At 71.7% G+C, this 10,762-nt stretch carries 11 protein-coding genes and 1 pseudogene; 2 read left to right on the top strand and 10 right to left on the bottom strand.

All coding sequences use genetic code 11. From position 1 onward, the window contains the following. The first annotated feature begins 142 nt into the window (after positions 1-142). Entirely contained in the window at positions 143-769 is a 627-nt protein-coding gene (locus IH13_RS0131030; RefSeq protein WP_031089531.1) for a TetR/AcrR family transcriptional regulator, read from the top strand. 8 nt (positions 770-777) lie between these two features. On the opposite strand, the gene IH13_RS38975 is transcribed toward IH13_RS0131030, so the two are convergent. Continuing rightward, positions 778-1,815 carry a ScbA/BarX family gamma-butyrolactone biosynthesis protein gene (locus tag IH13_RS38975; RefSeq protein WP_031089533.1) on the bottom strand — a complete coding sequence of 346 codons (1,038 nt, stop codon included), beginning with the start codon at positions 1,813-1,815 and terminating at the stop codon, positions 778-780. A 200-nt stretch (positions 1,816-2,015) separates the two neighbouring features. Between IH13_RS38975 and IH13_RS0131040 the strand changes: the two genes are divergently transcribed. Continuing rightward, a complete protein-coding gene (locus tag IH13_RS0131040; protein WP_234433458.1) occupies positions 2,016-2,663 on the top strand; it encodes a ScbR family autoregulator-binding transcription factor in 648 nt (215 codons plus the stop codon). A gap of 71 nt (positions 2,664-2,734) precedes the next feature. Here IH13_RS0131040 and IH13_RS45215 read toward each other — a convergent pair whose 3' ends face one another. The 9 genes and pseudogenes from IH13_RS45215 to IH13_RS38985 form a co-directional block, all read right to left on the bottom strand. After that, entirely contained in the window at positions 2,735-3,076 is a 342-nt protein-coding gene (locus IH13_RS45215; RefSeq protein ID WP_234433459.1) for an alpha/beta fold hydrolase, read from the bottom strand. Then, positions 3,010-3,537: an alpha/beta fold hydrolase gene (locus tag IH13_RS38980; protein ID WP_234433460.1), complete on the bottom strand. Its 528-nt coding sequence runs from the start codon at positions 3,535-3,537 to the stop codon at positions 3,010-3,012. The genes IH13_RS45215 and IH13_RS38980 overlap by 67 nt, the downstream gene beginning before the upstream one ends. Before the next feature lie 36 nt (positions 3,538-3,573). Then, positions 3,574-5,040 (bottom strand): MFS transporter, encoded by a 1,467-nt coding sequence (locus IH13_RS0131050; RefSeq protein ID WP_037842938.1) that lies wholly within the window; start codon positions 5,038-5,040, stop codon positions 3,574-3,576. 38 nt (positions 5,041-5,078) lie between these two features. Beyond that, on the bottom strand, positions 5,079-6,287 hold the full coding sequence (locus tag IH13_RS0131055; RefSeq protein WP_031089536.1) for a cytochrome P450: 1,209 nt from the start codon (positions 6,285-6,287) through the stop codon (positions 5,079-5,081). A gap of 100 nt (positions 6,288-6,387) precedes the next feature. Continuing rightward, positions 6,388-7,947 carry an MmgE/PrpD family protein gene (locus IH13_RS0131060; RefSeq protein WP_199814907.1) on the bottom strand — a complete coding sequence of 520 codons (1,560 nt, stop codon included), beginning with the start codon at positions 7,945-7,947 and terminating at the stop codon, positions 6,388-6,390. Positions 7,948-7,990: 43 nt separating this feature from the next. Next, positions 7,991-8,359, bottom strand: a complete 369-nt coding sequence (locus IH13_RS0131065; protein WP_031089538.1) for a nuclear transport factor 2 family protein — start codon at positions 8,357-8,359, stop codon at positions 7,991-7,993. A 97-nt stretch (positions 8,360-8,456) separates the two neighbouring features. Beyond that, a complete protein-coding gene (locus IH13_RS0131070) occupies positions 8,457-9,419 on the bottom strand; it encodes a diacylglycerol/lipid kinase family protein (RefSeq protein WP_031089539.1) in 963 nt (320 codons plus the stop codon). A gap of 191 nt (positions 9,420-9,610) precedes the next feature. After that, a complete protein-coding gene (locus tag IH13_RS0131075) occupies positions 9,611-10,399 on the bottom strand; it encodes a thioesterase II family protein (RefSeq protein WP_234433461.1) in 789 nt (262 codons plus the stop codon). Continuing rightward, positions 10,396-10,762: pseudogene (locus IH13_RS38985) on the bottom strand (LLM class flavin-dependent oxidoreductase); the annotation flags it as partial. The gene IH13_RS0131075 and the pseudogene IH13_RS38985, both read right to left, overlap by 4 nt.

Genomic DNA, 10,762 nt, shown 5'->3' on the forward strand with positions numbered 1-10,762 from the left:
CGACGTCCCGCCGGCCTGCTCGTCCACCGGATTGTGACTCTGCATCATCTGGCGAGCACCTCACTCGATGAATAGAATTCGTTCACGAACGTATCTTTTGCACTTCGGTTCCGTTACGGAGCCGGCGAAGAAGGGGAGCGTCATGCCCAAACAGGCACGTGCCCTACGAACCTATGACCGGGTACTCGATGCGGCCGCGCAGGAGTTCGCGCGGTACGGGTACGCGCACGCGAACCTGCAGAACATCGCGGACCGCATCGAGCTGACGAAGGGAGCGCTGTACGGCCACTTCGCCACCAAGGAGGACCTGGCCGCCGCACTGGACCACCATCTCTGTGCCACGCTGGGCGAACTGCTGGAAGAGGCCCGGACCTCGTCCGGCCCCGCGCCGGGGCGGCTGCGGTCTCTCGTCCTCGGTCTGGGCCGGCTCTTCCGCACGGACATGCGAGCCCTCGCGGCGCTTCGACTGTCGGCGGAGTCGGCCCGTTCGGCCGGGAGGCCGATCCCCCTGCTGTCGGAGACCCACGGCCTCGTCCTCCACCTGGTGCGCGAGACGCAGCGGGTGGGGCACTGGAACGCGTCGATCCCCACGAAACCCCTGGCGGACCTCATCGTGGCCGCCACCTTCGGTGCGTTCCTGACGGAGACCGGGTCCGACGCCGTACACGGCCGCGCGGGGCCCGAGATGGCCGTCGACGCGATGTGGGACGTCCTGGCCCAGGCGCTGGACGGCGGACCCGGCTCACCGAGTCGGGCCGCAGGCCGGTGAGCGACCGGCTACCAGGAGGCGAACCGCGACCAGGGAGCGCGACTGCCCACACACCTCCAGGTCATGTCGGCGCAGGCCAGCAGTGTGTCACCCTGGCGGGCCGCGACGCGCAGGGCGATCTCGTCGCCCGGCTCGCCGTCGGACGGGCCCTTTTCGAGGGACAGCAGGACCGCTTCCCCCAACTCCCCGAAGGCGGCGCACTCCAGGGACAGTGCCGCGAGAGCGAAGGCCCGGTCGCCGTGCGTCCTGCGGGACGCCTCGTGCACGGTGAGATGGCCCAACTGCCGGAAGCCCTCCAGCATGACCATCAGCGGTACGTGATCGGTGGGGTGGTCGAAGAGGACCGCGTGATCGCGGTCCACCCGCAGCCCCCAGTCGCGGTCGGGCCGGTCCCGTTCCAGTACGCAGTCCTTCCAGCGCAGCCGGCCCACCCGGCTCGGCCTGGCGATCCTGGCGTCCGGCGCGAGAGAAGGCGGACTCCCCTCCTCGCTTAGGGCCGGACGCCCGCGTAAGAGCCGGTAGCGCCGTTCGTCCAGCATCAGCCCCCGGGTGTGGCCGCGCCCGCAAGGACGGCCGTCGACCGTGAGCGTCACGTCCAGACGCGCCCCGGCCGACCGCCCCCGCCGGTCCACCTCCTCGGTCCACGTGCCGTTGAGCACCACCGCCGACGGCGCGGCGCCGACGCGCAGGGCGGCCGGGTCCGTGATCTCGAAGCTCACGTCCTGGCCGATGAAGCGGGACCCCAGGGGCACGCCGAAGTACGTGTGGGCGCCGTAGAAGTGGGCCTGGCGCAGAGTCTCCGCGAACAGCAGCGGATCGTTCAGTCCGTTCTCGTCCGGGTGGTAGAGCGCGTGGTCGCGCGGCCACTGGGCTCCGACCGAGAACGCGTTGTGACCGGTACGGACACCGTCGGTGACGAACACCTCGGCGATCGAGCTGCGGTGCACCAGTTCCCGTGTCACGGGCTGGAGGAACGTGAGCAGTTCGACCGCGGCACCTCTTGATGGTGCCTGCACGATCCTAGAATCATCGAGTACGACAGACATCTGAAAACCTCGCCTCTCGGCTGGAGTAACCATGCGAGCGAACAGACGTGCGAAGCTTCTCTGTGCGTCATTAATATACCTGCGCGAAGGTATATTGCAAGGCTCGGCCCCGTGCGCTTCCATGGGGCAACTCCCCACGACAGCAGGAAGGCTGGATTCAGTCAGAAGCGATCAGATCGGCTCGGCACGATATGGACGTCATGAGTAACGAGCGCAGTGGAAACAGCACCCGCCTCTCGGCGGGCACCCCCTTCGACGACACCTCGCACCTCAAGCAGCAGCGCGCCATCCGCACCCGCGGGACGATCCTCAACGCCGCCGCCGCGGCGTTCGCCTCGGCGGGCTTCCCCCAGGTCACGATGAAGGACATCGCCGACGGCGCCGACATGACCAAGGGAGCCGTCTACTTCCACTTCCCCAACAAGGAGGCGCTCGCCGTCGCGGTGCTGGAGGAGTTCTACCGGCGCATGCAGAAGACCGTCAACGGCGCCCTGGAACAGGGCGATCCCGCATCGCCCTCGACCTTCGTCGACGTGATGAGACGCCTGGCCCGCGCGTTCCGCGAGGACGTCTTCGTGCACGCCGGGGCCCGGCTGCAGATCGAACGGCCCTACATCAAGGCCGAGTTGCCGGTTCCGTACGTCGGAACGCTGGAGGTGCTGACCGAGCTCCTGGAGCAGTGCCGCAAGGCGGGCAGTCTCCCCGAGGACACCAGGCCCGAGGCGCTGGCCCGCGCCCTCGGTTCCGCGGTGTTCGGCGCGCAGCACATCTCCTGGGTGCTGAACGACCGCGAGGACGTCGTGGAGCGCGTGGAGGAGATCATCGACGCGTTCGTGCCGCTGCGATGAACGCCGGACTGCCCGGACCCCGAAGGGGCCGGGCAGTCAGCCGCCGACCGGTGCGGTCGTGGCGTCGCGGGTCACTCCTTGACGAAGGCCAGCAGATCCTCGTTCAGCCGCTCGGCGTGGGTGGCGAACAGGCCGTGCGCAGCACCCTCGTACGCGATGAACCTGCTGCCCTCGACCAGTTCCGCCGTCCGCGGTCCGCACAGGGCGTAGGGCGCCGCGAGGTCCGTGGTGCCGTGGACCACCAGGGTGGGCACGGTCACCGCCGCCGTCTCCGCGCGCTGGTCGGTGCAGAACAGGGTGCGGTAGATCTCGACCCCGGCCCTCGGCGAGGCTTCCAGGCTGTCTCTTATACACGGTCGGCCGGGTCCGCGTCCGGGCCGCCGAAGAACGGCGCCGTGCAGGCGCTGAGCCACTGCGCCCGGTCCCGCCGGATGGCCTCGGCCACCTCCTCGAAGACCGCGAGGTCGAGCCCGTCCGGGTTGTCCTCGGTCCGCAGCAGGAACGGCGTCGTGGAGGCGACCAGGGCGAGCTTCGCCACCCGGCCGGTGCCGTACCGGGACAGGTACCGCACGGCCTCGCCACCGCCGACCGCGTATCCGACGAGCACCGCGTCCCGCAGGTCGAGGTGGTCGAGGAGGTCGGCGAGGTCGCCGGCGAGGGTCTCGTAGTCGTAGCCGTCCCACGGGGCGTCCGAACGCCCGGAGCCACGCCGGTCGTAGGTCACGCAGCGCAGTCCGCGCTCCGCGAGGAAGGGCGCCTGGAACTCCCACATGCGGGAGTCCATCATGGCGGTGCCCAGCAGGACGACGGGGCGTCCGTCACCCCAGTCCTTGTAGTGGAGCCGGGTGCCGTCCCTGGTCGTGACGTACGGCATGGGGACTTCCTTCCTGTGAGGGGGCGTGGGGACGCCTCAGCCCCGGACGGCGCGGCCGGGTGCGAGCAGCACCAGGGCGGCGGCGGCCAGGCCGAGGGCGATGAGCGGGACGAGCGTGACGGCGAACGCGTGCGGATAGGCGTCCGCGGAGAGGCCCGCGCGGGCGAGCGCGGGGAAGAAGACCGAGCCGGCGACGGCCACACCGATCGCGGCCCCGCCCTCCTGGGCGGTGTTCAGCAGCCCCGAGGCCGAGCCGGCGTGCTCGGGTACGGCTGCACCCAGCACCAGGTTGGTCAGCGGCCCCGTGGTCAGGCCCATGCCGAGTCCGGCGACGAGCAGCATCGGCAGCAGCCACAGCACGCTTCCGGTCACACCGAGCCCGTTCGCCGTGAGGCTGATCGCGGTGTAGCCGACCGCGAGAGTCAGCGGGCCGCAGGCCACCTTCCGGGCGGACAGCTTGCCGGCGAACCGCGCCGAGACCAGCGAGGCCCCGAAGTAGCCCGCGCCCACCGCGAGGAAGACCAGGCCGGACTCCAGCGGCGACAGCCCCCTGCCCTGCTGGAGGTAGAGGGCCAGGACGAAGAAGAACGAGCCCATGGCGAGGAAGTAGACGACCGTGGCGGCCAGGCCCACCGTGAAGAGCCGGGCCCGGAACAGCCCCGGTTCGATCAGCGGCCCCCTCCCGGCGGCGGCCCGCCGGCGCAGATGTCCGACGGTCACCGCGAGCAGGACGGCGGCCCCGGCGAGGCACCCCCAGACCCACGCGGGCCAGTCCCGCTCCTGGCCCTCCAGAAGCGCGAACACGATGAGCGCCAGGGAGCCCGTGACCAGCAGCGCGCCGGTCAGGTCGAGCCGGGTTCCGCCGGTGCCGCGCGACTCGGGGATCGTACGGCCGACGAAGGCCAGCGAGACGAGGCAGAGCGGGACGTTGATCAGGAAGATGGTCCGCCAGCTGAGACCCGCCACGTCGACCGTGATCAGGGCTCCGCCGATGAACTGGCCGAACACGCCCGCCAGTCCGATGATCAGCCCGTAGGTGTTGAAGGCGCGGTCACGGGCGGCACCGGTGTAGACCGTGCCGATGATGCCGAGCACCTGGGGGACCATCAGCGCGGCGGCGGCGCCCTGGGCGATACGGGCGACCACGAGGAAGGTGATCGTCGGCGCGAAGGCGCACGCCGCCGAGGCGAGCATGAACAGGGTCATCCCGAGGGAGAACAGCCGCCTCCGGCCGTACATGTCGCCCAGCCGGCCGCCGGTGATGAGGCCCGCCGTGAAGGCGACCCCGTAGCCGACGACGATCATCTGGGACTGGGCGGCACTGGCGTTCAGGTCCGCGCGGATGGCCGGGACGGCCACGTTGGCGATGAAGAAGTCGAGCACCGTGATGAAGGTGCCCACCAGCACCACCACGAGGGCACCGGACGAGGGTGCGCCGGCCGGTGCCGGAACTCCCCGCTCACGCTCCTCGACGGCGACGTCCGGGCTTGTTTCAGAAGTCATTCCGACTGCTCTCCTGTGTTGTGGTTCATATGTCTCGGTCACCAGGTGACGGGCAGGTGGGTCACCCCGTGGAAGACGGTGCCGCGACGGAAGACCGTGCGCGGGTCGGCCGCCAGCCGCAGGGAGGGGAAGCGCCGCAGCAGGGTCCGCAGCGAGAGCTCCATCTCCAGCCGCGCGAGCGGGGCCCCCTGGCAGTAGTGCGGGCCGTAGCCCCACTGCAGGTGGCCGCTGGTGTCCCGGTCCGGGTCGATCCTGCGGGGACACGCGAACACCGACTCGTCGTGGTTGCCCGCGGGAACGGAGATGACCACCGCGTCCCCCCTGGCGACCGTCACCCCGCCGAGGTCGAGGTCCTCCAGGGCCAGGCGGACCATCGCGTCCTGCGAGATCGACCAGTAGCGCATCGACTCCTCGACGTACTGCGGTACGAGTGCGCCGTCGTCCGCCGCCACCTTGGCGAACAGGCTGTCGTCCCGCAGCAGGCCCAGGACGTTGAGGGCTATCTGGTTGGTGGTCGTCTCGTGTCCGGCCACCAGCACCAGCCGGGCGATGCCGACGAGTTCGTCCAGGGTGATCGCACCGCTCGCGTGGTGGTCGACGGCCAGTCGGCTGATCAGGTCGTCCCCGGGCTCCTTGAGCTTGCCGCGGGCCAGCTCGGCGAGGTACTCGGACATCTCCACGAAGGCGGCCTGCGACACCGCCGGATCCCCCTGGGAGATGGTCACCCGGGTCTTCTCGACGAAGAACGGGGAGTCCTCCTCCGGCACGCCCAGCAGCTGGGCGATGACCAGGGTCGGCAGGGTCCGCGAGAACGCCGCGTGCAGATCCGCGGGCCGCTCCAGGTCCTCGAACCGGTCCAGGAGGTCGTCGACGAGCCGCTGCACCGGCTCTCCGAGTCTTCGCACCCGGCGCATGGTGAACTCGGTCTGGATCAGCCCGCGCAACCGCGCGTGCTCGGGGTCGTCCAGGCGCAGGAAGGAGCTCGGGTTGCCGCCCGGGGGCACCTGGATGCGCACCGGCGCGCCGGGCAGCCGCTCGTCGGCGCTGAGTCTGGGGTCGGCCAGGGCCTGGCGCACATCGGCGTACCGGGTCACCAGCCACGCCAGCCGTGACTCGGCCGCGCCGGCCGGGATGCGTACCGCACAGGGCGGGGACTTACGCAGCTCGGCCAGTACCGGCGCGGGCTCACCGTTCTCCGTCCGGGCGAACGGCCAGTCCAGAACGCGAGTCTGAGCCTCGAGCGACATGAGAACCCCTTTGCACGTCGGAAGTCGTCCTTCTTCTTCTCTTTACTGTTCCTTGGTGTGCTGACGGAGGACTGACACCGGACCGGTCGCCTCCGCTCGGTCAGTCGAGGAACGCCGCCTCCATCCAGCGGCGTACACCCCTCGGGCGCATGCGGTGCAGTCGTCCCACGGAGTCGGCCACCCGGCGCGTGCCGCCCGTGGACAGGAACTTCTCCTGGACCATCTCGGAGTGCCGGGCGCGGGTGTCCGGGCCCGCGGCGCCCACCGGGATCAGACGGGAGCGGGAGACCGTACGGCCGTCGGTCAGCCGTACGACGACCCGGGCGCCGGTGGCCTTGGTGGAGCGGGAGAAGTCCCGGCCGTCGGCCTCCAGGGTGCCGATGAGGTCGACGAGCGCGTCGCCGCCGAAGCCGCGCAGCCACGGGGTGGCCCGGGGGCCGGCCTCGCGCACCGCCTCGCCGAACGGCGCGTCGGACAGGAAGAGTTCGCGGGTCATCGCGGTGTCGTGCTCCAGACGCACCCGGCGGGCCAGCGTCCAGCGCACCGGGTCGTCCAGCTGCGGCGCGGAGAAGTCGTCCACGGAGAACTCACCGGTCAGCAGGGTGGTGGCGACCGGGTAGGGGACGTCCAGGACGAGCGCGCCCAGCGGGGAGCCGGGGCCGTCGACGTAGCGGGCCGCGCGCTCCCCCGCGAACAGCGTGTACAGGGACGCCTCGACGACGATCTCCCGCACGTCCTCCGGGCGCAGCGGGCCGAGTTCGCGGTGGATGTCGGCGGCGCAGTCCACGGCCGCGTCTATGCCGGGGCCGCCGGGGTGCATCTTGAAGGAGAGGGTGTCGGTGTGCCAGCGGGTGCCGAGCCCCTTCGCCACCGCCTGGGGCAGGGGCACCGTCGCGAACCGGGCCAGGAAGCCGTCCTGGTGCTCGATGATGTCGGGCGCGCCGCGCAGTCCGGCGACGGCCGCGTCACAGGCGTCCATCGCGGTGCGTACCGGCGTGAAGGTGTTGAACAGGCGGGCGTCGCTGGCCAGGAAGGCCCGCATCAGGGGCCAGTTGGGCATGGCGAAGGCGAGCCCGAGGGCGTTCTCCCACAGGTCGGCCGGGGCCCGGTCGCAGTGCAGCCGGCCGGCCACCGCGCCGGCCAGGTGGGTGTGCACGGCGCTCTGTCCGCGCAGCGGGCCGAGGGTGGCGGAGGCGGTGATCCGCGCCGCGCACTCGTTGGCCGCGACGACCGCGGTCAGCAGGGAGAGCCCGTCGAGCTGACGGGCGTACGCGAAGGCGAGGGGCACCGCGACGGTGGAGTTGGACAGGTGGCCGGCGTACGCGGTGTCGTCGAGGTTGAGCCAGGAGCCGAGGGCGGCGAAGACGCTCGCGGCGGCTCGCGGGTCGCGCTGCATCGGGTGGCCGAAGGCGGCCACCAGGCGGCGTCCCAGCGGGTGTTCGAGGCCGGCCCGGATCGACGCGATCTGGGACAGCACCTGGCTGGCCGCGAGCTTGAGGACCCGGCACGGGATGTGCTCGGGGCGCAGGTTCGCGGCCCAGTGGGACAGTTCGCGCAGCGGGGTGTCCGCGTGCGGGCGGGAGCGGGCGGGCCGTGTCTGCTTCTCCCACTGCTCGCACAGGGTCCTGGCCACGCTTTCGCTGAGCACAGCAGCCGTCATGGCGTGACATACCTTCTCTACGGGCTGTCTCTTATACACAGAATCAGGCGCCGGGGACCTTGTCCAGGAACCCGTAGACGCCCTTGATCCGGCCGTCGTCGCCGGCGACGAGCACGTCGAAGCCGATCGCGACGGGCTCGGCGCCCGGCTCGGTCACCAGGCCCCACTGGAAGCGGGCGATGTTGTGGTGGGTGTCCACCGCGCCGTGCAGCTCGAAGGAGAGTCCCTTGAACTGCTCCTGGGCGCCGGCGACCACGGCCGCGAAGCCCTCGTGGCCCTCGACGGCCGCCAGCGGGTCGATGTACGGGGCGTCCGGGGCGAAGAGCTCGGCGACACCCGCGGCGCGCTTGTCGGCGTCCGTCTCGTTCCACAGGGCGAGGTACTGGGTGACGGTGTTGGTGAGGTCGCTCATGGCGGTCTCCTTCTCCTTGTGTTCCGCTTGCGGTGACCGACGGGCCGTCAGGACGTGCGGCGCGCCGGGGTTCAGGGGTCGTGGGTGGTCCGGGGCGTCAGTGGCCCTCGGTGGCCGGGGCCCAGACGGGGAGGGCGCCGGGCATGACCTCGAAGGTCGCCGAGGCGCCGATGCCGTGCTGGTACTCCCCGTCGTGTTCCAGGGGCAGCCGGCGGCCGTCGGTGCGCTCCACGGTGATGGTGCGGCCGCGCGCGTACACCGTGGCCGGGTGCCCCAGGTGGGCGGCTTCCAGGGTGAGTCCGGGGACGTCCGCGGCGGCCAGGCCGCCGCCGATGACGCAGACGTCGAGCAGTCCGTCGTCGAGGAGTGAGTCGGGCAGGACCAGGTAGCGGCCGCCCCGGTAGCGGCCGCCGCCGACGTTGGCGAGGACGGTCGGGCCCTCGTGCACCACGCGGCCGTCGACGGTGACGCGCCCCGGGTAGGGGACGTACGCGGCGGCGGTGTCGGCGAACGCCTTGGTGTACAGGTCCCGGCCCGTCAGCGGGATGTCCCGGGCCTTGATCAGCGCGTCGGCGATCACACCGGAGCAGGCGCCCAGGTAGACGTACTGCCCGGTCTCGGCCAGACGGGCCAGGTCGAGGCGGCGCAGCCGGGCGCTTCCGCCCGGACCCGAGTCGGTGAGTACCGCTTTGAGGGACTCGCTCCAGGGGCGCTCGCCCCACAGCATCTTGTAGCCGGAGTTGCCGGTGCCGCCGGGCACCACGGCGAGCGCGGCGCTGCCCGGTCCCGGAAGGGCCAGGCCCTGCACGGCCTCGCGGACGGTGCCGTCCCCGCCGATGGCGACCACCAGGTCGGGTGCCTGGCCGGGCACTTCCAGCGCCCGGCGCACGGCGACGGTGGCGTCCCCGGGGCCCGTGGTCGGGTGGATCTCGACGTGGTCGAGGCTGCTGCCGCACAGTTCGGCCACCTCACGCACCAGTCGGGGGCTGTGGCTTCCGGAGGCGGGGTTGGCCAGCACCAGGGCCCGGGTCGGGCCCGGGGCTGCGGTGATGTCTGCCATCGGGCGTACTCCTCGGGATCGGTGCACCGGGCGGGGGACCGGGCCCGGCAGGCTGCCGGGCCCGGTTCTGACCACTGTGTCAAGAGGCGCTGACACGGCTCTGACGTGCGGCTGACGCTCGCGGACGGCCGGCCGGCGGCGCTCCGGGCGCACCTCGCGGGTGCCGGGGGGCGCCGCCGGTCCCCCGGGGCTCAGCGCTCGGCGGAGGCGACGATCCGCTGCAGCCGCTGGGCGAAGTGGGTGGTGACGGCCTGGGCGTGGGCGTCGATGTAGAAGTGGCCGCCGGGGTACTCGCTGTGGCCCAGGTAGGCGGGGCTGCGCCCGGCCCAGTGCTTCATGGCCTCCGGGTCCTCCTGGAGCGGGTCGGAGCGGCCGCCGTAGGAGGCGAGCGCGCAGCGGACCCCCGCCTTGTCGTCCACGTACTGCGCGGCGATCCTGAGGTCGGCCCGCAGCGCCGGGACGACCAGGGCGAGCATCTCCGGGTTGTCGTAGACCTCGGCGGGGAAGGATCCCAGCTTCTTGATCCACTCGACCAGTTCGGGCTCCGGCATCCGGCTCTGTTCCTCGGTGGGCGCGAACCAGCCCTCGGGCGACCAGCCGGACATGCCGACCAGCACCGGGGAGGGTCCGCCCTCGTCCTCCATCCGGGTGGCCAGCCGGAAGGCGAGCTGGGCGCCGAGGCAGTGCCCGAAGAACGCGAACGGCCGGTCGTCGAGCTCGTCGAGGACGGCGTCGTGGAGCGCGTCGACCAGCGGGTCCCAGTCCTCGTACGTCGCCTCCTCACGGCGGTTGTGACGTCCGGGCAGGGTCACCGCCTGCGGGGCGATGTCCGCCGGGAGCAGGCTCTCCCAGTCGCGGTAGATGATGGCGCCGCTGCCCGCGTGCGGCAGCAGGAAGAGCCGCACGGAGGCGTCCGGGGACGGCTCGACCGGGTGGAACCACTGGCCCGTGCGGGACATCTCCTGGCCTATGACACTCACGATTCTGTTCCTCCATCGGTGACGGTCCGTCCGAGCGCGCGTACCGCGGGGAGCAGCACCTCGGCGACTTCCTTCAGCTGCGACTCCGGGTCGAGCGATCCGATCCGCAGGACGAGGTGCCGGGCCCCGGCGCGGACGTAGCCGCCGAGCCATTCGGCACAGTGTTCGGCGCTGCCCCAGCCGTAGGCCTGGATGGCCGACATCTGCTCCAGGGACCGCCCGTAGTAGTGGCCGACGTAGTGCTCCAGCTCGTTCCTGGCGGCGGCGGCACTGCTGTTGACGGTGACCGTCGCGTACAGGGCGGGGGTCACCGCGTCGGGGCCGCGGCCCGCCTCCTCGGCGAGGTCGGCGATCTTCCGGCGG

Origin of the sequence: Streptomyces sp. NRRL WC-3549, assembly GCF_000721935.1 — a bacterium.
GTDB lineage: Bacteria > Actinomycetota > Actinomycetes > Streptomycetales > Streptomycetaceae > Streptomyces.

What these genes read in the sequence shown, in the direction of transcription:
- IH13_RS0131055 (WP_031089536.1), bottom strand. Translation starts at nt 6,287, where the DNA reads ATGTCGCTCGAGGCTCAGACTCGCGTTCTGGACTGGCCGTTCGCCCGG.
- IH13_RS0131040 (WP_234433458.1), top strand. Translation starts at nt 2,016, where the DNA reads ATGAGTAACGAGCGCAGTGGAAACAGCACCCGCCTCTCGGCGGGCACC.
- IH13_RS0131065 (WP_031089538.1), bottom strand. Translation starts at nt 8,359, where the DNA reads ATGAGCGACCTCACCAACACCGTCACCCAGTACCTCGCCCTGTGGAAC.
- IH13_RS0131050 (WP_037842938.1), bottom strand. Translation starts at nt 5,040, where the DNA reads ATGACTTCTGAAACAAGCCCGGACGTCGCCGTCGAGGAGCGTGAGCGG.
- IH13_RS38980 (WP_234433460.1), bottom strand. Translation starts at nt 3,537, where the DNA reads ATGCCGTACGTCACGACCAGGGACGGCACCCGGCTCCACTACAAGGAC.
- IH13_RS0131070 (WP_031089539.1), bottom strand. Translation starts at nt 9,419, where the DNA reads ATGGCAGACATCACCGCAGCCCCGGGCCCGACCCGGGCCCTGGTGCTG.
- IH13_RS0131060 (WP_199814907.1), bottom strand. Translation starts at nt 7,947, where the DNA reads ATGACGGCTGCTGTGCTCAGCGAAAGCGTGGCCAGGACCCTGTGCGAG.
- IH13_RS38975 (WP_031089533.1), bottom strand. Translation starts at nt 1,815, where the DNA reads ATGTCTGTCGTACTCGATGATTCTAGGATCGTGCAGGCACCATCAAGA.
- IH13_RS0131030 (WP_031089531.1), top strand. Translation starts at nt 143, where the DNA reads ATGCCCAAACAGGCACGTGCCCTACGAACCTATGACCGGGTACTCGAT.